The 20183-nt window shown below is 53.4% G+C and carries 32 protein-coding genes; 13 read left to right on the top strand and 19 right to left on the bottom strand.

The annotated features are described in order from the left end of the window. The 5 genes from I2123_RS13930 to I2123_RS13910 all read right to left on the bottom strand — a co-directional run bounded on the left by I2123_RS13930 (position 1) and on the right by I2123_RS13910 (position 5677). Positions 1-1425 carry a cytochrome ubiquinol oxidase subunit I gene (locus I2123_RS13930; protein ID WP_213050763.1) on the bottom strand — a complete coding sequence of 475 codons (1425 nt, stop codon included), beginning with the start codon at positions 1423-1425 and terminating at the stop codon, positions 1-3. Positions 1426-1806: 381 nt separating this feature from the next. Beyond that, positions 1807-2901: an iron-containing alcohol dehydrogenase family protein gene (locus I2123_RS13925; protein ID WP_112169472.1), complete on the bottom strand. Its 1095-nt coding sequence runs from the start codon at positions 2899-2901 to the stop codon at positions 1807-1809. Positions 2902-2965: 64 nt separating this feature from the next. Further along, positions 2966-3820 (bottom strand): MurR/RpiR family transcriptional regulator, encoded by an 855-nt coding sequence (locus I2123_RS13920; RefSeq protein ID WP_213050762.1) that lies wholly within the window; start codon positions 3818-3820, stop codon positions 2966-2968. A 3-nt stretch (positions 3821-3823) separates the two neighbouring features. Further along, complete coding sequence (locus tag I2123_RS13915; protein WP_112169476.1) at positions 3824-5143, bottom strand: MFS transporter; 1320 nt, start codon at positions 5141-5143, stop codon at positions 3824-3826. A 210-nt stretch (positions 5144-5353) separates the two neighbouring features. Beyond that, the gene (locus tag I2123_RS13910) at positions 5354-5677 is read right to left on the bottom strand and encodes a hypothetical protein (protein WP_112169478.1); all 324 of its coding nucleotides are present in this window, start codon (positions 5675-5677) and stop codon (positions 5354-5356) included. A 257-nt stretch (positions 5678-5934) separates the two neighbouring features. On the opposite strand from I2123_RS13910, the gene I2123_RS13905 reads away from it, so the two are divergent. Next, complete coding sequence (locus tag I2123_RS13905) at positions 5935-7131, top strand: tyrosine-type recombinase/integrase (RefSeq protein ID WP_213050761.1); 1197 nt, start codon at positions 5935-5937, stop codon at positions 7129-7131. 5 nt (positions 7132-7136) lie between these two features. Here the strand turns inward: I2123_RS13905 and I2123_RS13900 are convergent, their stop codons facing one another. The 14 genes from I2123_RS13900 to I2123_RS13845 all read right to left on the bottom strand — a co-directional run bounded on the left by I2123_RS13900 (position 7137) and on the right by I2123_RS13845 (position 14397). After that, positions 7137-7778 carry an adenylosuccinate synthase gene (locus tag I2123_RS13900; protein ID WP_213050760.1) on the bottom strand — a complete coding sequence of 214 codons (642 nt, stop codon included), beginning with the start codon at positions 7776-7778 and terminating at the stop codon, positions 7137-7139. Beyond that, entirely contained in the window at positions 7775-8440 is a 666-nt protein-coding gene (locus tag I2123_RS13895; RefSeq protein WP_213050759.1) for an MT-A70 family methyltransferase, read from the bottom strand. Before I2123_RS13895 ends, I2123_RS13900 begins: the two co-directional genes overlap by 4 nt. Further along, positions 8440-8667: a hypothetical protein gene (locus I2123_RS13890; protein WP_213050758.1), complete on the bottom strand. Its 228-nt coding sequence runs from the start codon at positions 8665-8667 to the stop codon at positions 8440-8442. Before I2123_RS13890 ends, I2123_RS13895 begins: the two co-directional genes overlap by 1 nt. After that, complete coding sequence (locus I2123_RS13885; protein ID WP_213050757.1) at positions 8667-9296, bottom strand: hypothetical protein; 630 nt, start codon at positions 9294-9296, stop codon at positions 8667-8669. Before I2123_RS13885 ends, I2123_RS13890 begins: the two co-directional genes overlap by 1 nt. Further along, entirely contained in the window at positions 9293-9427 is a 135-nt protein-coding gene (locus I2123_RS25665) for a hypothetical protein (RefSeq protein ID WP_274388811.1), read from the bottom strand. The genes I2123_RS13885 and I2123_RS25665 overlap by 4 nt, the downstream gene beginning before the upstream one ends. Then, entirely contained in the window at positions 9411-9626 is a 216-nt protein-coding gene (locus I2123_RS13880) for an ANR family transcriptional regulator (protein WP_213050756.1), read from the bottom strand. The genes I2123_RS25665 and I2123_RS13880 overlap by 17 nt, the downstream gene beginning before the upstream one ends. A 3-nt stretch (positions 9627-9629) precedes the next feature. After that, positions 9630-9905 carry a helix-turn-helix transcriptional regulator gene (locus I2123_RS13875; protein WP_213050755.1) on the bottom strand — a complete coding sequence of 92 codons (276 nt, stop codon included), beginning with the start codon at positions 9903-9905 and terminating at the stop codon, positions 9630-9632. A gap of 44 nt (positions 9906-9949) precedes the next feature. Continuing rightward, positions 9950-10963, bottom strand: a complete 1014-nt coding sequence (locus I2123_RS13870) for a RecT family recombinase (protein WP_213050754.1) — start codon at positions 10961-10963, stop codon at positions 9950-9952. Continuing rightward, entirely contained in the window at positions 10960-11781 is an 822-nt protein-coding gene (locus I2123_RS13865) for a PD-(D/E)XK nuclease-like domain-containing protein (protein WP_213050753.1), read from the bottom strand. The genes I2123_RS13870 and I2123_RS13865 overlap by 4 nt, the downstream gene beginning before the upstream one ends. Beyond that, positions 11781-12068: a host nuclease inhibitor GamL gene (gene gamL, locus I2123_RS13860; RefSeq protein ID WP_213050752.1), complete on the bottom strand. Its 288-nt coding sequence runs from the start codon at positions 12066-12068 to the stop codon at positions 11781-11783. The genes I2123_RS13865 and gamL overlap by 1 nt, the downstream gene beginning before the upstream one ends. Positions 12069-12080: 12 nt before the next feature. After that, positions 12081-13124: a hypothetical protein gene (locus I2123_RS13855; protein ID WP_213050751.1), complete on the bottom strand. Its 1044-nt coding sequence runs from the start codon at positions 13122-13124 to the stop codon at positions 12081-12083. 10 nt (positions 13125-13134) lie between these two features. Beyond that, positions 13135-13269, bottom strand: a complete 135-nt coding sequence (locus I2123_RS25660) for a hypothetical protein (RefSeq protein ID WP_274611810.1) — start codon at positions 13267-13269, stop codon at positions 13135-13137. Positions 13270-13282: 13 nt separating this feature from the next. Then, entirely contained in the window at positions 13283-13504 is a 222-nt protein-coding gene (locus I2123_RS13850) for a hypothetical protein (protein WP_213050750.1), read from the bottom strand. A 296-nt stretch (positions 13505-13800) separates the two neighbouring features. Further along, on the bottom strand, positions 13801-14397 hold the full coding sequence (locus I2123_RS13845) for a helix-turn-helix domain-containing protein (RefSeq protein ID WP_213050749.1): 597 nt from the start codon (positions 14395-14397) through the stop codon (positions 13801-13803). A gap of 147 nt (positions 14398-14544) precedes the next feature. Between I2123_RS13845 and I2123_RS13840 the strand changes: the two genes are divergently transcribed. The 12 genes from I2123_RS13840 to I2123_RS13785 all read left to right on the top strand — a co-directional run bounded on the left by I2123_RS13840 (position 14545) and on the right by I2123_RS13785 (position 20117). Next, positions 14545-14766: a hypothetical protein gene (locus I2123_RS13840; RefSeq protein WP_213050748.1), complete on the top strand. Its 222-nt coding sequence runs from the start codon at positions 14545-14547 to the stop codon at positions 14764-14766. Between the two features lie 389 nt (positions 14767-15155). Beyond that, positions 15156-15893 (top strand): hypothetical protein, encoded by a 738-nt coding sequence (locus I2123_RS13835; protein ID WP_213050747.1) that lies wholly within the window; start codon positions 15156-15158, stop codon positions 15891-15893. 2 nt (positions 15894-15895) lie between these two features. Beyond that, positions 15896-16648 carry an ATP-binding protein gene (locus I2123_RS13830; protein WP_213050746.1) on the top strand — a complete coding sequence of 251 codons (753 nt, stop codon included), beginning with the start codon at positions 15896-15898 and terminating at the stop codon, positions 16646-16648. 212 nt (positions 16649-16860) lie between these two features. Beyond that, positions 16861-17070 (top strand): hypothetical protein, encoded by a 210-nt coding sequence (locus tag I2123_RS13825; protein ID WP_213050745.1) that lies wholly within the window; start codon positions 16861-16863, stop codon positions 17068-17070. After that, entirely contained in the window at positions 17070-17546 is a 477-nt protein-coding gene (locus tag I2123_RS13820; protein ID WP_213050744.1) for a RuvC family protein, read from the top strand. The genes I2123_RS13825 and I2123_RS13820 overlap by 1 nt, the downstream gene beginning before the upstream one ends. Further along, the gene (locus tag I2123_RS13815; RefSeq protein WP_213050743.1) at positions 17546-17758 is read left to right on the top strand and encodes a TraR/DksA C4-type zinc finger protein; all 213 of its coding nucleotides are present in this window, start codon (positions 17546-17548) and stop codon (positions 17756-17758) included. The genes I2123_RS13820 and I2123_RS13815 overlap by 1 nt, the downstream gene beginning before the upstream one ends. A 22-nt stretch (positions 17759-17780) precedes the next feature. After that, positions 17781-18275 carry a hypothetical protein gene (locus I2123_RS13810; protein WP_213050742.1) on the top strand — a complete coding sequence of 165 codons (495 nt, stop codon included), beginning with the start codon at positions 17781-17783 and terminating at the stop codon, positions 18273-18275. Then, entirely contained in the window at positions 18272-18427 is a 156-nt protein-coding gene (locus tag I2123_RS13805) for a hypothetical protein (RefSeq protein WP_213050741.1), read from the top strand. The genes I2123_RS13810 and I2123_RS13805 overlap by 4 nt, the downstream gene beginning before the upstream one ends. Positions 18428-18438: 11 nt before the next feature. Continuing rightward, entirely contained in the window at positions 18439-18897 is a 459-nt protein-coding gene (locus tag I2123_RS13800) for a hypothetical protein (protein WP_213050740.1), read from the top strand. A gap of 183 nt (positions 18898-19080) precedes the next feature. Next, complete coding sequence (locus I2123_RS25475) at positions 19081-19524, top strand: hypothetical protein (protein ID WP_244879821.1); 444 nt, start codon at positions 19081-19083, stop codon at positions 19522-19524. Position 19525: 1 nt separating this feature from the next. After that, entirely contained in the window at positions 19526-19771 is a 246-nt protein-coding gene (locus tag I2123_RS13790) for a hypothetical protein (RefSeq protein ID WP_213050739.1), read from the top strand. A gap of 1 nt (position 19772) precedes the next feature. Next, positions 19773-20117 carry a hypothetical protein gene (locus I2123_RS13785; protein ID WP_213050738.1) on the top strand — a complete coding sequence of 115 codons (345 nt, stop codon included), beginning with the start codon at positions 19773-19775 and terminating at the stop codon, positions 20115-20117. Positions 20118-20183: the final 66 nt, after the last annotated feature.

Raw genomic sequence — 20183 nt, 5'->3', positions numbered from 1 at the left:
TCAGACTCCTTTACCTTCATCGTCGAGCGACTCTTTGATGGCCGAGAGCGGACGCGCCGGTGTGCGATGCTGCCCCGGCCCGCCATGTTCGCTGCTTTGCCCTTCATGCGCCTGCGGGCCTTTGCGGATAAGCTTCATCATGTAGACATACCCCACGCCGAATACTGATGAGTAAATCACCACGAACAGCAGCAGGCTGATGCTCATCTGCATCGCTCCGTGATTCGATACGGCATCTTTGGTGCGCAGCAGGCCGTATACCACCCACGGTTGCCGCCCGATTTCTGTGGTAAACCAGCCTGCCAGCAACGCGATAAGCCCTGAAGGCCCCATCCATAAAGCAAAGCGCAGGAAGGCTTTATTCTCATACAAATTGCCGCGCCAGCGCAGATACAGGCTCCACAGCCCCAGCACGATCATCAGCATTCCCAGCCCGGCCATGATGCGGAAGGTGTAGAAGATGATGGTTGAGTTCGGGCGATCTTCTTTCGGGAAGGATTTCAGCGCCGGAATTTGCTGTGACAGACTGTGCGTCAGGATCAGGCTGCCGAGATAAGGTATCTCGAGGGCATAACGGGTTTCCTGGCGATCCATATCCGGATAACCAAACAGGATCAGCGGCGTCGGTTCGCTGTCTTTATTCTCCCAATGACCTTCAATCGCGGCGATCTTAGCGGGCTGATATTTCAGGGTATTAAGCCCGTGCGCGTCGCCAAGAAACGCCTGGATCGGCGAGACAATCAGTGCCATCCACATCGCCATCGACAACATGGTGCGCATCGCCGGTGTATTGCGGCCTTTCAGCAAATGCCAGGCGGCAGACGCGCCGACAAAAAACGCCGAAGACAGGAACGCGGCGGTGGTCATGTGCAGCAGGCGGTAGGGGAAGGACGGGTTGAAAATTACCTTAAACCAGTCGACCGGGATGACCTGATTGTTAACGATTTCATATCCCTGCGGCGTATGCATCCAGCTGTTCGACGCCAGGATCCAGAAGGTGGACATCAGCGTTCCGAGCGCCACCATACAGGTTGCGAAGAAGTGTAACCCTGGACCGACGCGGTTCCAGCCGAAGAGCATGACGCCGAGAAAACCGGCTTCGAGGAAGAAGGCGGTGAGCACTTCATAAGTCAGCAGCGGGCCGGTAATACTGCCGGCGAACGAGGAGAAAAAGCTCCAGTTAGTTCCGAACTGATAGGCCATCACCAGCCCGGAAACCACGCCCATCCCGAAGTTCACGGCAAAAATTTTCGACCAAAAGTGGTAAAGGTCGCGATATTCCTCTTTCCTGGTTTTCAGCCACATCCCCTCGAGTACGGCCAGAAAACTGGCCAGCCCGATGGTGATAGCGGGAAATATAATGTGGAAGGAAACGGTGAAGGCGAACTGTATGCGTGCCAGCTCAAAGGCATCCAGACCAAACATAAAACCTCTTTTTTTGCAGGTGAGCCCTTTAACCAATCATAGGTGGTAGAACCAGGGTGGTTAAAATTTATTCAAAATATGGAGTTTATCGGGGAGGAAATTGAAACATGGAGAGGGTTTGTATAACAGATACAATATGGTGATGGATGTATATAACAGTTCGGATCTCTCCTTCCCCTGCCAAGGGGAGGGTTGGGGTGCGGTATTAATGTAAAATCAACAAATTAAAGTGTGCTTTACCGAATTTAATGGCAGCCATACCTCTTCCCGGCCTGCCCCTTCGCAGGGGAGGCGCAAAGCGCCATAGTTAAAAATGCTGAGAGGGCGCCGCAGGTCGGTGTGAGCCGACGCCCACGATTTGATATTTGAATTTGAAGGCCACTAGTGCTTCGGCTCAGGCAAGGACAACAGTTCTACTCTCTCTATTGCGCTGCGAATTGCGCCAAATTCAATCTCCCCCGGCATATTCCCCATATCCGGCGTGCTCAGACTCCGGTCTATGATCACCGCCAGATCCTCCTCCGTGATCCCCACGGCAAGCTGAGACAGCTGCGTCGGGACGGCGCTTGCCTGTGCGAGTGCAATAGCGGTTTGCAACTCCTCGTCGCTGCGACCTTCCAGCGCCAGCAGGCATAAATTCCCATAGCCGACCAGCAGACCATGCGCGACATGACGGGTCTTGGCGCAGGCGGTGAAACCTTCGTACAAGGCATGTGCCGCGCCGGTGTGTGCGCCGTTACTCATGATTGAGGTGAGTCCTGCATAGAGGAAAATTGCATCGAGAACCTGCTCAAGCGCGTTGTTGGCTTTGCCTTCCTGCACGGCAAAACAGGCGTCGGCGGCGAAGTGTTCGATGAGGGTGTAGCAAAGTTCGCTGTTGGTGCGGGCAACGCCTGCCAGGCCGGTGAGTTGAGTGAGATCGCTGATGGCGCGATATTCGTACCACTTTGCCAGCGTATCGCCGATGCCCGCTGACAACCAATGCAGCGGGGCGGTGGCGAGAAGATCGGCGTCGATCACCGCAGCCGCCGGGCCGCAGGGGAGAGGGAACATATCGCGAAACTGGCCGTCCTGGTGATAACGAAACGTCAGCGACGTGACGGCGGAACAGGTCCCCGCAATGCTCGGCAAAGTGACCACCGGAATATTGCAGGCAACGCCCGCCGCTTTAGTGGCGTCGATGGCTTTGCCACCGCCGGTGGCGATGATTACTTCCACACCCTGCGTGCGGAAAATGTCGGCCAGCCGGTTGATCTCTTCCTGACAACATTCGCCACTGAAAATTTCGCTGCCAAGATAGCTGACCATCTGCTGCTCCAACTGATCGGCGACTTTCGCCTCAACGCTGGCAATTGCGCGTTTGCCGCCGACCAGCATGGCGCGCTGGCCCAAACGTCCGCACATTGCGCCCAGATGCTTAATCGCCCCGCGCCCGCGCAGAACGCTGGCAGGAAATACCAACCGGTGGGTGAACATAATAGCCCTCAGAAAACGCAGTGTTTTAAAAAGTATAGAAGGCGTATTGGGGAACGTGACAAATTCAGCGGCGACGCTGGCGGACGGCGTCGTGGGTTTTGCGCAGGGCATCGCGCGCGCCCGGTAACCGCTGGGCGATGCCGATATAAAGGCAATCGATGATCAACAACTGGCTGGTGCGGCTGGCCATGGCGGCGGCGCGAAAACCCAGCTCGCGCCCGCTGGTCAGCAGCACGACGTCGGCTTTGCGGGCGAGGGGAGAACGTCCCCCAGCCGTGATCGCCAGTGTGCGGGCACCGGCGGATTTCGCCTGCATAAGCGCATCAAGAACGCCGGTGGTTTCGCCGGAGTGCGAAATCGCCAGTGCGACGTCGGCAGAGGTGAGCTGACAGGCGCTGACCAGGCTTTCATCGGTGCTGCCGTACGTCTGGGCGATGACGCCAACGCGGCGCAGCTTTTGGCAGAAATCCTGGGCGACCAGCGCCGATGCGCCTGCGCCGTACACATCGATGCGTCTGGCCTGCGACAGCACACTCACCGCCTTTTCCAGCGTTTCACCGCTGAGCAACTGCGCCGTGGCACTTGCACCTTCCACTTCAAATGCCAGCAGTTTATGCAGGATCTGTTTCGGCGTGTCGTCCTCGCTGATGTCCGCCACCAGCGGATCACCGGCAGGTGCTTTGCGTGGAAGTTCGGCGGCTAATGCCAGCCGCAGCGCGGGATAACCTTCGAAGCCTAAGCGTCGGCTGGCGCGCACCACGGTGGCGGTGCTGGTCGCAGCGCGTCTGGCCAGTTCCGCCACGCCGAGACGGGAGATAGCCGGCGGGTCGCTGATGATAAGGGTGATCACCCGCTGTTCCGCCTGTGAAAAACTCCCCTGTAACGCCGCTAAGCGCGACTGTAAATTCATCACGCTCATCGGCTATTTTTCCAGTTCGCGCAGATGGTCATCTTTGCGCAGCGTCATCAGTGCAAACAGGCTGACGATACAGGTCGCGACCACGTAATACGCCGGAATATCCAGATTGCCGGTTTCCTTAATAAGACCGGTGATAATAAGACCCGCGCAGCCGGAGAATACCGCGTTGGATAGCGAATAGGATAAACCGAGACCGGTATAACGCACGCGGGTCGGGAACATTTCCGCCAGCATCGCCGGGCCGGGTCCGGCAATCATGCCGATGGTTGCCCCGGCGATCAGTACCGCAACGCCTTTCACCAGCAGGCTGCTGTCGGGGTTTTGTAACAGGTGCAACAGCGGGAAGCTGAGGATAATTACCGCCAGCACCGCCGCCATCATCACTTTTTTACGGCCAATTTTGTCGCTCAGCCAGCCGGAAGGGAGGATGGCTATCGCAAAACCGACATTCGCCAATACCGTCGCGACCAGCGCCTGTAAGAACGTGGCGTGCAGCGAGGTTTGCAGATACGAAGGCATCACGACGAGGAAGGTGTAACCCCCCGCCGACCAGCCCATCATGCGGCCAATCCCCAGCGCGATGGCTTTGGCGGTGGCTACGGCAGAGGCTTTCTCCGCGGCGGTTTTTTGCGCTTTCACTTCCGGCTTTTTACTCGCCACAAAACTCGGCGTTTCATCGAGTTTTAGGCGCAGCCACAGCGCGACCAGCCCCATCGGCAGGGCGAGCAGGAACGGAATTCGCCAGCCCCACTCTTTCATCTGCGCGTCTGGCAACGTCTGAACCAGGATCGCCACCAGCCCGACGCCGGTCAGTAAACCTAATGAAACGGTGAACGACTGCCATGCGCCGTAGATCCCGCGCTTGCCCTTCGGAGCGAACTCGGTCATCAGCGAGACCGCACCGCCGAATTCACCTCCGGCGAACAACCCCTGAAACATTCGCATCAGCGTCAGTAAGAGCGGTGCTGCGACGCCGATCTGGGCATACGTCGGCAGCAGGCCAATGATGGCGGTGGCGACGGTCATCAGTAAGACGACGGCGATCAGTGTTGGTTTGCGGCCAATGCGATCGCCAATGCGGCCAAAAATAATCGCCCCAATCGGACGGCAGAAAAACGCCAGCGCGAAGGAGGCGTAAGTGAGCAGTAAGCCGGTCAGGCCGGTCTGGCCCTCCAGCGTAAAGAAATTACCGGCGATAAGCGTCGCCAGATAACCGTACACACCGAATTCGTACCATTCGATAAAGTTGCCGACGGAACCGGCGACAAGTGCCCGACGGGACTGACTGGCGCTGGCTACAGCAGGGGAAGTCTGGCTGGTCATCAATAACCTCAGGTCAAAAGCAAAAAAGGATATGTAAATAATTTTCTAAATTCAGGTGATCATTATGTCAATAATTTTCATATACCGGACAAAATAAAAGCGAAATCTGTGGGGTTGAACCGAATTTAAAGAGGAATGCGCAGGTGAAACAAAACAGGCGATGCCCGGAAGCATCGCCTGTCTGTGGAATAAAAGGGGGAGTGAAAAGGGTCAGAGCGTGTGGATGTCGATCCCATCGCCGATGTTACTTTTCTGGTAATAAGCGCGTGGCACTTCTACCTGATACTGTTTGTCGGCGTAAGCGACTTCCAGAATGAAACGCTCGTTTTCATACGATTCTACCGGGATAAACCCGAAGAATCCTTCCGCCACGCTGATGGTGCGCGAAGACGGAACGGCATAACGGTGAACAATCCTTGCTCTGAGCGGCTGCTGAGTGCCAGTTAACATATTCCATACGCGGTTAACGGGTTGCGACAGCGTGTCAAGCACGTCTGAGGCCAGCGAGTTGAGAACGGACTTCTTCATAGTCATGATGAATACCTCGTTGGTCTATATAACCTAATTCTGATTGTATAGCATGGCTTTTTAACGATTGCATGCGATTTCAAAAACCAAGAGGCTCGCGGTTATCGTGTGGCCTCTTTTCTTTTTAACGATTGAAAACGATTTCGGAGAGTATCAATTTACCGTCGGTTTTTTTGACGGTATTTATTTTTCAGGGTAGTTTTACTCGTCTAATACCGACACCATTTCGGTAACTTTGACGGTATTTATCCTGAGAAATCTCAATGCTCACTGACACAAAATTAAAAAGCCTGAAACCACAGGCCAAGCTGTACAAGGTTTCTGACCGTGACGGCCTGTATGTTGCGGTATCACCGAGAGGTACCGTCAGCTTCAGGTACGACTATAGGATCAACGGTCGCAGAGAGACGCTCACAATCGGAAAGTACGGTGATAAAGGTATATCACTGGCAGAGGCCAGAGAAAAGCTTAATGCTGCGAAAAAGGCTGTGGATGCGGGAGAGTCGCCAGCGGGTAAGAAGAGGGAAGGTAAGTCCCACGCCCGCAATGCCAGCCGGTTCACTGACTACGCAGACCTCTGGTTTAAGCAGTGGGATATCGCTGATTCTACTATGGCTCTGCGATCGGCAACGATGAAAAAACACATCACACCCGTCTACGGGAAAATGCTGCTCAAAGAGATAACCCCCAATATGCTGAGGGAGCATTGCGAAAAAGTCCGGGATGCAGGCGCACCTTCTACAGCACTGCTTATCCGGGACATCGTTGGTAAAGTTTTCAGGTTTGCAAAGGACCGCGGATTTGAGGGAGAGAACCCTGTCGATCGCATACGTGCAGGCAGCATAGCCAAATTCAAACCGCGTGACAGGTCACTAAGTGAAAGGGAAATAGGCAAATTCTTTAACGGCCTGACCCATACTGGTAGCGCACCATCCATTCGTATGCTGCTAAAACTTCTACTGCTGACCATGCTGAGAAAGAATGAAATCCTCTCTGCCAATTGGAGCATGGTGGACTTTGAAAAAAGAACTCTTACGATACCTGCATCCATCATGAAGATGTCACGGGCGCACGTCGTGTACCTGTCAGATCAGGCTTTCGATATTCTGGTGGGGCTGCATTCCATTTACGGTAATGCTGCGTTCATTCACCCTGGAAGATTCAGCGATAACGATCCGCTTTCTCCAGCCGCTCTGAATGCGCTGATTACTAATGCTATTAAAATGATGGGTAGGCATGGGGTAGAGGTTGAGCATTTCACCGTCCACGACCTGCGCCGGACGGCGTCAACGCTACTGCATGAGGCGGGGTTTAATACTGACTGGATAGAGAAGTGTCTGGCGCATGAGCAGCGCGGCGTCCGCGCAGTCTACAACAAAGCAGAATACGCGGAGCAGCGCCGGGACATGTTGCAGCAGTGGGCGGATATGGTGGATGGGTGGATCGAGAAGGAGAAGTGATTTTTTCAAGTCCGGCTCAACTCGCCGTATTTCTTTTCGTAGGTATACAACTTCCAGCGGTCGAGCTGGTACTGCTTTATCTCGGCGTTGAGCCGGTCAACCTCGGCAGCCAGGCGGGAACGTTCTCGATGAGCGCCGCGCACCAGCTGCTTGGTTTCCTCTGGATCCCCGAACCGCACCAGCGCGTGAGCCAGCATGTCCAGTTCGAAACGCTGGTCTGCCGGATGCTGCCAGAACGGTGCAAGTTCGTGGCCGCGATAGCCGCATGCGAGATAGGCGCAGACGTGACCGGCCTTCAGCTTGATGTGGCCACGCTTGTTCACCCATAACAGCCCCCAGCGTTCTGGAAGGTCGTCGAGGCCGATCAAACCCTCAGGGCAAATGTAATACCGGTAGGTACCCATGCCCACCTTCGCGCCGTTGCGGTGTGGCTTCGCACGATCAGCCAGAAAGTCCGACCGGCTCACCTTTGACTCGACAACCACCGAACCGCCGTCGAACCCCCACCGGTACCCGAAAGCGTCGGCACGCTCGCCACCGTACAGACCGCCGACCTCAGTCAATGCCAGCTGACAGCCTGGCCCGTTCCCGCTCGATGGCCGCTTGAGCCACTTCACTGCCAGCGCGTTCAATTCGTTATGTGTCACGCTACATTCTCCTTATCGCTGGCCCAGTCGATGTGCATTACTCCACCAGGCAAAAGGCCGATGTCACTGCGCGGGCACTCGTTCCCCCAGTGGTGCCAGCCTTCGGCATCACCGCGGCTGAACAGCTCAATGCGTGACACGTCACCATAAAGAAGCTCCAGCCGGTGCCGGGCTTCCCATGGCTTTGCGCTGTGCTCGCCGAGCGGCGAGTGGATAACCTGCTTCACGCTGGCGCTGAGCCTTTCCAGACCGGTACCGCGCACGGCGATCAGCAGGTCCTCACTGTTGGCTCGGGTGTAGTTCCCGCCGTTCATGCGTGTCTGCGTGTTCAGCAGATCCATGAAGTCGTAGAAGTCCTGAACCTCACCGGCAGCCAGCGCTTTATTGATGTGCTGCTCCGCCAGCTGGTTCAGCTTCACCCAGGTGAAACCCTTCATCGTTTTGACTTTGAAACCCCACGCTTCGACCAGTTTTACGGCCTCGGCGTTGTGGGTGCTGGTGTACCACATAGCCAGCACTGCGTTCTCAGCGGCAATTGACCAGACCGGCAGGCGCATCAGGTCGGTGAGCGACATGGTGCCGTAGTGGTTTCCGGCGGCACCGTTGCTGATAACGTTGTCGTAGCGCCACGGTGGGTCTGCGTATATCAGTTGGTAGCTCATTATTCTTCCACCTCTATCTCAACGAAAAGTGAATCAGGAATGAACATCGTTATCACGTCGTCCGTATAAAGCGGCGATAGCGGTACACTCTCTGGTTGCAAAGCAAGAAGCATTTCCCTTCCCTGATATTTGATATAACGGATGAAGTACCAGGCGGAAAAAACCTCAACTTTACTGCCTGGCTTCAAGTCTTTGGCTTTGACTTTCTCGAACAGTCGAATTGGCATTACTTAGCCTCCGGTTTAGGGGCGGCGCGGAGCATTTGGCGATAACCTGCACGCATATTCTCATCGTCATCTTCTCCATTAGGCGCAGAATCCCATGCATCTCGCATCTCAGGCGTTAATTCATTCGGAACCAGCTTGTATCCATCCGGCGTGAAATAGTTTGTGATAACGGTCGCCTCTGAGCCTGCCAAAGCTGGGTCAAAGCCATAGACATCTGGTGCGGATTCAACCATCGCTTTATAGACAGCATCCACCTTATTTATTCCAGAAATATTGTGAGCTTTCTGCCCTGCAGCCCATTGAGAAGGGAGGGCGATAACCGGAACCAGCTTCCAACCATCCGGAATTACATTCTCTGTATGGGCTGGCTGTGGGGTGGTGTAGATAACTCGTCTATGGCTTTCGTTATGTTTTCCATATCTGGCATAATCAACGTCATTCCACGACCAAACCTCTTTATCTTCCTCATCAATTGAGTACGTTTCAATTTGGTAAACCGGCTTAGCCTGCTTTGTTGCTAGGGCGATGCGGGCGAGCTGTCTAACTTCGTACATGAAAATTGTTGAGCTATCCGGTTGCTGAGTAATTTGCATCAGCCTTTCTTCGCTTAACTGCTCTAAATCTTTCACGATTGCTTCCCCTTCATCCCAAGCTTCGCTTTCAGCTCAGCCAACTTAGCCAGGTTGCGGCTTTTACCGGCCGCACGGTTGTAATCGAGTAAAGGCTGTTCGGCCTTAGGTTTATCAGCTGGCTCGCTCATATTGGAAAGCCTCCCCGGCCACTACCTTGGCGCGCTTCTCAGCCTTGCGGCAGAAGTCGGCGCGTTCGTCAGACCAGTAAACGTTTTTGCCATGCGCCAGCGCGTTGGCTGCCGCCCAGAGTTTCGCAGCCTCGGCAAAGTCGCCGCGCTGTTCTGCGGCCACTGCTTGTGCTGACAGGTTGATGTAACCGATCGTCATATGTCACATCCCCGCGTGGGCTTCGGCGCGCCGCTGCGCCTTCAGGTGGTTCGGGTTGCGTGCGTTCTTCGCGGACAGTGACGGGTCACGCTCGATCAGCTCAGGGTTTTGCTTGCGCGCATCCAGCCACGCTTCGACTTCTTCCTGATCCCACGCCACGACGCGACTGGTGAGCGGAAAGCGCTTCGGAAAGTCACCGGCTTTTTCTAACTTGTCGATGGCGTACTCAGACAGAGGCACCATGCTCAAGAGTTTGGTTTTACGTACTGCTGCTTTCATAGGTTGATCCTCAAGAGGGGCGGGGCGACTGCCCCGCATGGTGGTTATTGGAATTCAGGACGGAGATCGTTCAGGGTGATGGTGAAGGCTTCGAACAGCTCAGCGCCGAGCTTTTGTTCCCGCTTTTTCAGTTCTTTCTCTACAGCAGCGAACTGGCCGGCAGGGTCTTCACCGCCGAGGTCAAGGCTGTTGATCGCCGCCTCAATGCAGTGGTGACTATCGATGCGCGCATACTTCACTTTCGCGGCGTAAAGCAGTTCTTCGTAAGCGTTTTTGCTGACCAGTGACTGACTTTCTTTCACCTTTTCACCGGCGGTGGCCGCTTCTTCCAGCGTTGCCGCATCCTGAATCAGCGCGGTTAACTCGGCGATCAGCGCAGTGTTTTCTTCCTGCTTCGTTTCCAAGACGCCGTTGATCACGTTGTTCAGGTCAGCAGCTGAACGTGCTGGAGTGACATCGCGCTCAACGCGCGGCATTTCCGTTAACTCATCCGGGGTGTAAACACCAAGAAGAACATCAGGGGCATGTAGACGTGCCCAGCGCTTGGTGCAGAGGTAGGCGAGTTGCTGCTTTGGATCCTGCTCCCACAATGGAGAGTTGCGGACACCGGCCTGAGCCATGCTGATCGTCAGGATGCGAGGCTCATCCTCTCCTTTAATGGTGGCTGAAACGGTCACGGTCAGACCCGGTGACTTATCTGTTTTTCCGTTAACCTTTGACCAGTCGCCGTCCCACTTGTAGTTAATGCGCGTGGTAAGCAGACTGGATGAGGAAACCACAGCGTTAACCAGTTGAGCTTCGTAACCGAGCGCGCCATTAACAACGTGAGTTTTTTGCGCTACTGCGAATGGGTTCATACCCCACTGCGCGGCCTGCATGGTTACGGCCAGGCAATCAGAAGGCTGACCGGCGAGGTGCTTCGGCACTGTCGCGGTACTCTTTGCCATCATTTCGGCAAACTTAACCAGTTGGTTTAGCGCTTCCGGACTGAAGATGGTCGCCGCGGTTCCAGCAGAGATGTCAGCTGGCGCCGAAAGTGTTGAAAGGTTATTGCTCATTGGAACCCGTCCTGTTTTCTTGCCCACGCAGGGCGTTGGATTTTTTCAATACCGCCCCAGGCATTGCTGGTTCGGCACTCATGGAAAGTATTCAGATCACGCCGGTAGAGCCGGTGACCTTCTGCCACGTCTTCTGTATCCAGTTCGAACACGCGCACCGGATACCGGCCGCAGTCGATCGTTTCGCTGACAGCGATGAAGACGAAGAGGGGATATTCATTGAAGGTCTGGTAGAACCCGTCGCGGTACATGGCGTCCTGAACGTGATAGCGGAACTCCTCGATGTGCCGGGCGAACCGGTCCATGTCGGCAACCTTTTTCACGTCAGCGATAACCGGGCGGGCTTTTAGATATTTGTCAGGGCGGCAACGGCACAGCTCGCCGGTTTCATCGTCCTGCCAGTAGAATGAAGACTCGGTGAATCCGTCTGCTTCGAGCAACCAGCGCGCCGGTGGGTAGGCCATTGCGCTACCCTGCATAAGCGACAGTTTCCGGTGCTGTTCAAAATCCATAACCGTTTTGCCACTGTCCTCACAGTCTTTGAGGAACTGCTTTTCGCGCTCTTTTCCGTCGGTGGTGCGCCGGTTAAACTCTGGCGCTTTGATGAACCGTTTGCTGAATTCATCCGGCTCGAGCAGCAGGCAGTGCAGGGCGGTGCCCATGTCCAACGCCTTCAGCTTTTCATCATCGACCGGCGCTGTTTTCTTCCAAGGGAAGATGGCGGGGTTCACCGCCACATCATCGAGCTGTGACTTACTGACGCCAGCACCGCTGTGATATTCTTCGTTTGAAATATCGTGATAAATTCCCGGTTCCATTAATGTTCTTCCCCCATTAAGAAGCGGTAGTCGTATTCTTCTTCTGCCTGTTCCATGCAGATGGCCCACACCAATTCTTCGTAGGCTTCGGAACAGACCGCTTTCGACATTGCAGAAGAGAAGTGCGACAACTGGAGGAAAGGGCTGAGTGCTGCCGAGAAGGTGGCGGGCAACTCTTTAGCCAGTTCAGCCGCCCGATCTTTCAGCATTTCTTCTTTGCGCTCGTCGGCGTAACTCTGTTCCCAGCGGCGTTCCTCTACCTGCTCATGAATCCCGTGTGAGCTCATTTCATTCACCTGTTAGTAATTAATGTTGGTTGCAAAAACTTTCCCTGATGCGATGCCACGGATGCAGAGGATCGCGAATTCTTCAGGAACTCCGGCAGCGACTAAATCAGCAACAGCCTTTTGATTAATCGCGCGTTTATGCTCAACGTTTGCAGCGCGGGCAGCGGCTTCATCAGCGATACGCTTTTGCTCTGCCAATCGAGCCTGTTCAGCCTGCTGGGCTCTTAACTGCTCGGCGGCGATTGCCTGCTGTTTTTCCTGCTCTGCCTTTTCCAGAGCTTCTTTCTTTTCTCGCTCAGCTCTTTGCTGGGCTGCCAGTGCATCAGCTTCACGCTTTGCTGAGGCTTCACGTTCTACTTGAGCCGCCTGATCCGCTTCTCGCTTTACGCGCTCAGCGATTTCTTTTTCCCGTGCGGCTTCCAGATCTTTCTGGCGCTGTGCTTCCTGCTGAATCCGCAGGTTTTCCAGCTCAGCGGCCTCCGCTTCACGCTTGGTCGCCAACTCAAGGGCCTGTTCCAACTTCGAAACCGCCGCGTCTTTAGCGACGGCTGCTTCAGCTGTTAATTCCAGCCAACTCTCATCTATTGCGATGACCTTCACGTCATTGAGGCGGGCCGCGATTTCAGAGGAGTGGTAAGGGGATCCGAACTCATCAACAACCTGTGATGAATTGCGCAGGCATGTGAGCCGGTTTTGCAGGTCAGCGATTCGCTGCTTTTCCGCATTTTCATACTCAGTCAGCGGTCGGCGTACCTCGTCGCGCAGCGTGTCGCATTCATCGACAAAGCGTTTTAGCTCGCCCTCAGCTGGCTTGACGGCTTCCTTCAGGCGTTTCAGGTACTCACGTCCCGGCTTTTCAATTGCCGTTTTACTGCGGCTGACTGACGCCGCCAGAGAAGCTATACGGTCACGACCTTTCTTTGTGCTCAGGTCGGGAACCTCGTTTACTGCTTCACGGATTTCAGCCAGGTATCCGTCCAACCCCATTGGCACGTAAAGAGTCGGCGCCATGTCTTCCGTGATAACAACGGAAGGTAATTGTTTCTCTTCACTCATTGCTGTGTCCTTAGATTTCGCTCGCAATTTTCATTGCTGTTTTGGTGATGTACGCCCATTCCACGCCGCTGCGGAAACTCTCAAAAGCGCGGGTCTGGCCGTTGATGGTGAAAACGTGTTTACCGTTTTGGATCGTGAAACGCATATCAGGCTCCTAATTAGTTACTGTTTTGGTAACTATTCAAGGCATAAAAAGGGTGAGCCGGTGCATCTGGCTCCTTAATTTCCTCAACTTCAGGTTTGAAGGTGAAGGCCAGAAACTGGCGTTCGTCCATCGTCACTGCGATGCTCGAGTCCGGATAGGACATCTCAAGGCGGTAGTCGCAACCGCGACGACGCACGATGAAGATTTCCCCGGTGAGCGTATTGATCAGCTTCATTTACTGTCTCCGGTTGTGGCCTTACCGAAGCCCACGCACGCATGGGCAGCGGTGAGACTACATTGAAGTTCACATACAATTTCCCTTATGAAAGCCGCGTCTGCGGGGGTGTATGTCATCCTGATTTTTAAAGAGCGGGTTACCATTTCGGTAACCGATGGAGGTAATTTAAATGCATATTCGGGGTGTGTCAATCGTTAGCAAGAAATAAAGTTACCAAAAAGGTAATTATTTAAGGTGCGGGAGTATGCCGGAGCTGGCGCCATGATGGAACACGGCGCTGGGTAAGGAGGGGATTACTTGGTGTTTTCGCTCATCACGAAGTCGATGAAGGATTTGATCTTGGCTTTCTCTTCAGCGGGCAGGGCGGCGTACCTGCTGCGGTCATACTGAATCACCGTTTCGTCGTGCGGAGGGATCAGCAGTTCGTAGGCCCGGCGGTTAAATACCGCAGCAATGGCAGCCAGGTTGTTAATAGAAATGCTGGCCTCGCGGTTCAGCAGGCGGTTAACCGTAGACTGGCCGACCTCTGCCTTTTCTGCGACAGCAGCCTGGGACTTCAGCTCTTTATTAGCCTGCATCCACGAAGTCAGGTTCTGTGCAGCAATAATGCCGATCTCCGTGTTGGCGTCCAATGGCTCAGCTTCAGCCGCCATCGCCATGCCGTGATCGGTATCCAGCCAGAACGCCGGACGGCGCGCAGCGGCTTCTATCTTACGTGCAGATGCGCCACCAATATTTTTAGCACTGGCCATCTCCGGCGATGCCATCCAGCGCGATATCAAATTTGCCTGAAAACCTAAAGCTTCCGCCATGCGGATCTGCCTACCGTCAAAGTCTTTCTGAATGATAGTTCTGAGGTTTTCTCTTCTGATGTCGTGGATGCTTTTCATGGCCTGCTTATCGGTTGCAATAACGTATTGATGTTATTTAAACCAAAGTTACCGAAATGGTAAATGCACCATTTTGGTAATGACGCTTGCAGGGAGGCACCTTTTGGGTAATCATTGACCCGATATAGCGATTTAAACGAGGATAAAATGAACGATTTCGACTTCAAAAAGTTCTGGCTAAGCCTGACTCCCGAAAATCGTCTGCAAGTTGCTACCGATGCGGGTACAACGCCGGGATACATAAAATCCCATCTCATTAATAAAAATAAGGTGCCGCGCACTGAGTTGATGAGCAACCTGCATCAGGCTTGCGTTACGGCTGGGGCTGACGTTTCCAAAGAAAAATTCATTGGTCTTTTTTACGAATGATTCAGATTCAGCCTTCACCAGGTTAAGCAAACCTCCTTCGGGAGGTTTTTTTATGCCTGAAAATCAAGGGCGTCTCGCAGGGTGGTAACATAAATCCAAATACGGTTGAACGTTGAGAAAAATAAAGGCATTCTTACTGCATCAAAGACAGTGATATAGGTGAATCGGATGCAAATAATCTCAAGAACGGAGGCCGCAACCCTCGGGCTTACCCGGTATTACACCGGAAAACCATGCAGGCATGGGCATGAGTGCGAGCGCTTCACCAGCAATGGTGTGTGTGCTGATTGTGCTGCTAAGCATTCCACGGCTTACCGGAAACAGATCCAGAAAATCATTAAAGAGGTCCGAGCTGCGAAGACTCTGGGGAATTATCAGGAGGCTCGCTGATGGCCGATTGGATCAAAGTCGAGGTATCGACAAGCCAAAAGATAGAGGTGTTTCTGATTGCTGAAATCCTTGATCTGGATGCCGACAGCGTCATTGGAAAACTTCTGAAACTCTGGTGCTGGGCTGATGCAAACACGATAGATGGTCACGCACGCAGCGTGACAAAAAAGATACTTGACCGTGTCGTATCGTGTGACGGATTTGCGAATGCACTTCTCGATGAACGTGTGAACTGGCTTAAAGAGATGCCAAACGGGGAATTATTCTTCCCAAATTTCGATAGGCACAACGGTTCAGGAGCAAAGAAAAGGGCGCTTGGAGCGGCTCGCAAGGCCAAGCAGCGCGATAACGAGGAGGAAGTAAATGTGTCACGCACACAGCGTGACAAAATTGTGACCAGAGAAGAGAAGAGAAGAGAAGAGATAAAAGAAACAGATCCCCCTGTAGTCCCCCGAGACAAGAAGGCAATCCAAATGCCAAAAGGTTTTTCTCCAAACGAGAAGCACCAGCAGTTGGCAGATGATTTGGGAACCGACCTGAACAGCGAGTTTTTAGCGTTCACTGATTTCCATGTTTCTAAGGGTAGCGTTTTTAAGAACTGGGATGCCGCACTGAATACCTGGCTACGGAATGCGCGCAAATTCGGGCAGCGACAAACTAACGGAGTTCGCAGCACAGGCGTTGTCACCAGCAAGGGTGATTACAACTCGATACCAGAAGGATTCAGAGGATCATGATCATGACCGAAGAAATCAGCAGTTCATCGTTGTTAAGCCGTATGCGCAGACTTATGCCTGCCGGGATTGAACCACGCTTCAAAAGTGCCGACGAGCTGATGCAGTGGCATGCGGAGCAGGGGAAAATAGAATCTGCCAGAGTGAATCGTGAATCAGCTGCTACCAGGCTGACGAATATTCTCGGCCGCTCCGGGATCTGCGAGCTGCATCAGTCCTGCACGTTCGATAACTACCGCGTCGAGTGCGAAGGGCAGAGCAAGGCTCTGGCGGAGGCCAAAGGCTACGCGTCAGGTTTTGGTGTTGGTTTCACAAGCTTCGTATTCAGCGGCGGATACGGCACCGGTAAAAACCATCTGGCCGCAGCCATGGGGAATTATCTGATCGGTAATGGCAAATCAGTTCTGGTTGTGACAATCCCGGAGCTGATGATGCGCATCCGTGAAACGTACGGCGATTCTGAAACGTCTGAGGCGCGACTGATGAAAGATTTGTGTGATGTCGATTTGCTGATCCTCGATGAAGTCGGGGTGCAGCGCGAAAACAGGCATGAGTTCATCGTGCTGAACCAGATTATCGATCGCCGGCTGTCATCGCTTAAGCCTGTGGGTATGCTGACCAACCTCACGAACCACGAAATGAAAACCGTCGTTGGCGAAAGGATTATGGACAGGCTGACGATGGATAATGGCCTGTGGGTTAATTTCAACTGGGGCAGCTATCGTCGCAACGTTAGCCATCTGCGCGCAGTCAAGTGAACCGAAGTGCTGAAATTCCTCAACCAGCACCCCAGAGAATCGATTTAAGGCATTAAAGCCACATAACGAGATGGATTTGAATCCGTAAACGATTGTGGTGCGTTACAGAGCGCTTTAGCGATGGTGCGTTTTGTGAAAGCAAGCGCGTTTTTTATGTTGAATATAGTTACCAAAATGGTAATGTTTACCTTAAAGGTAATTGGAGCGATTTGATGGAAATTAAATACGAATTGGTGGCGTCCTTCGGCGGCGCAGAGCTGCTCACCTTGGGTGGCAAAGTAACCGGCTATCGCATCGGGTACAACCGCACGCTGGGTACATACCATGTGTCTGGTGGAGGTAAAACCCGCAGTGTTCGTCGTCGCTCTCAGGCCGCCAAGCTGGTCGTGAAGATGTTCGAGAAAGCGGTAAGGGGCAACTGATGACCAAGTTATTCGTAGGGATCGACCCAGGCTGCTCTGGCGCCATCGTCGTTATCAGTGAGTCAGGCGAGTACGTCAGCCACCTGAGCATGCCAACTGTGAAGGTCGGGACTAAATCCCGCGTCAACGGCGCGCAGGTCGCAACGTTCCTGCTTCAGTATCGGGGCCTCATTGCTCACGCATATCTGGAACAGGTCGGCGCAATGCCGGGGCAGGGCGTCAGCTCAATGTTCACGTTCGGCCACGCGGCGGGCAACGTCGAAGGGATCCTGCAGGGTATGTTCCTGCCGTACTCCCTCGTTACCCCGCAGGCGTGGAAGAAATCAGCTGGACTCATCGGCAGCGACAAAGACGCGGCGCGCAGCCGGGCGATTCAGCTTTACCCATCACTGCGCGCTCTCGATGCAAAAGCCAAAGGGCAGGCCATTGCCGACGCACTGCTCATCGCCCGCCACGGATTAGGAGTGAAATCCTGATGGACCACTTAGACCACGTCAGCGAAACAGAACAGCAGATTCTGGACATGCGCCTGAAGGCCGTCACCCAGCATTCAACCAGACCATCAGCCAGGTTCTGTGCCGAATGCGGCAACGATATACCGGAAGAACGCCGCGTTGCGCTGCCAGGTGTGCAGCTCTGCGTAGGCTGCAAAGAAGTGCAGGAAATTAAAAACCGTAATCATCGTTAACATTTTGAATGGGATAAATATTATGGAAAATAATGAGTTAACAGAAGTTAAGTCCTCAATACCTTCGCTTGAAGGGCTGCCGCAAGAGGTCATTCAGTATGTGCATGGGCTGGTGGCTGAGAATGTTCGCATGGACAAATTTGTAGATGAGTGCCTACAGGCGGCGTGGGAAGGCGGCTCTCTGGATGGCGGAGAAATTCAAGATATCGGACTCAAGCATGGATTGCTACGTGAAGAGGTTTATTCAGCAGATCAGCACGAGAGCCTCGTAGAAGACCCAAGTAATTTTGAAGATGGAGACTCTGTTTATTTCCGCACTGAAATGACCAACACAGAAGCCACTATGGCCGAGATTGGCGCGAAGCCGATGGATGTCTTAGCGGGCGTTGCAGAAACAATGCTCGTTAAATTCAGCAATGCTGGTGTTTCTCATTGCCCTGAAGCTGTGGGCTGGCGACTGGTTAAACGTCAGGCTGAATCAGAAGCCGCCAATCTGCGCGCTGGGAGGAAGGGGTGAGTGATTCTATTCAAATAACTCTACAGGAGCCAGGCGATGGAGGCATTAAAACAACATACAGCAACGGTTATGTTGAGGTTTTGCCTTATTCGGTTGACGAAAACGGCGATAAGTATGTCGAATTATTCCCTAAAGATATTGCACTTAATTAAGGCGGCATTAAATGACTGATACAACAGATATCAAGGCGCTGATTGACGATGTATGCCTTGCAGCCGCAGGAATTCATAACCTTGGCAGAAGCGTATCCGACGAAAGAGCTCAAGGGGTTATTGATTTCATTCGTTCGAAGCTGGAATCCGCATTTGAAGCAGAACGCCAGCGGGTTGATGTGGCAGAGATTGCAGCAAAGTCATATAAAAATATTGCCGAGGCGGGGGTTAAAGAAATCGCAGAGCCGAACGCGCCGGTTGAGATTGATGCGACAGCCCTGATTGCAGAGCACCGCATCAGCATCCACTTTGACGAACAAAAGCCTAACCTGAACCAGCCATTCGTCATGCGATATGTAAACTGCATTGCAGAGGGGCGCGATGAAGGTAGCTGCGAGCCGCTTGGGTCTGATCCCAAAAGCGCATTGAGGCGGGCGATTTCCCGCGCAGCCCTGGAGCGCAAATTATGATCACTCGATTGGTTCTCCTGTGTGCCGTGTTCTTCTGGCTTCCGCTGTCCTGGTGGCTTGAATTTTATAGCTGACGGATATAAGCGTTACTGGTTTCACTACTCAGGAACTATCTGGATCACGAATTACAATGACCTTTAAGGCTGCCATATTAATCTGGCGATTAACAAAAGGTGTAAAAGCATGAAACTAAGTATTGAACAATTGAAAGCTATACGTGAATTGCGGATAGAATCTGAGGAATCAATGGTAGTAAGGGCGCTCGATGAACTAATCGCCATCCGTGAGCTGAGAGGCGATCAGGTTCCGGTGGTTAATCCTGTACTGCCTTACGCGGACAGCTACCGAGACATGGCGAGACGAGGGGCTGATTCCGTCCCAATATGGGGCGTCATCACCGACCTCGAAAGAAATATCGCCCCACTATTCACCGTCCCGCAAAAATCGGTCGTGTTGGATTTGAATTATTTCGATGAACATTTTGATAGGCTACTTGACGAAAAAGACGATGATATAGAAATAGGTCAACTAGGTGCCCGTAATTACGAAGCATTGCATATTGCTATTCATCAATCTATAAAAGCCGCAATCGAGGCCGCGGGCGGCATCGTGAAGGATGGTGAGTGATATGGCGAGTAATGCGATTTTGCTGGTTAATAAAATTGGCCGCGCCGATGGCGAATGGGGCTGCTTCTGTCCGCACTGCGGCCTACCCATGTTTTTCTCTGAGGATGACATTGACGATGTGCGTGGCAGCCAGTACCAGCACACGCGGGTCATAAATTTCCTAACTGGTGAGCGCTGCGACGGCTGGCTGGATGTTGATAGCGATGCTGGCTATTCGCGCCGACTTTTCGATCAAGGGGCTGAGTGATATGGCTAAGTCCGCAGCAGAGCGCAAAGCCGCGCAGCGTGCCCGCCAGAGTGACGCCGGTTTGCAAAAGGTCGAGGTGGCGCTCGACCGGCAGGAAGTCGATATGCTCCGTGAAAACTGTGCACTCCGCCGACCGCAGCGCGAGCCATACGACATGGACGAGTACATCACCATGCTGATCCGCAAAGACAATGCAGAGTTGCAGGCGCAGCTCACCGAGCAAGCAGGGCGCAAATGCGGGAAGTGCGGCGACGCGTTACCAGGTGATAAGCAGGGCTGTGCGTTCATCGGTGAAGGTGCATGCTGGCAAACAATGGGATGGCATGAGACAAAATTAACGGTGTGACATGTCACGCAGCCTCAAATAGCCAGAATAACCGCCGCTTGGCGGTTTTCTTTTGCGTGTTATGAT

The sequence above is a fragment of the Rahnella inusitata genome (assembly GCF_018288855.1).
In the GTDB taxonomy this organism is placed as follows: Bacteria; Pseudomonadota; Gammaproteobacteria; order Enterobacterales; family Enterobacteriaceae; genus Rahnella; species Rahnella inusitata.
The sequence above is the reverse complement of the archived record's forward strand: the minus strand, read 5'-3'. Positions and strand labels throughout refer to the sequence as shown.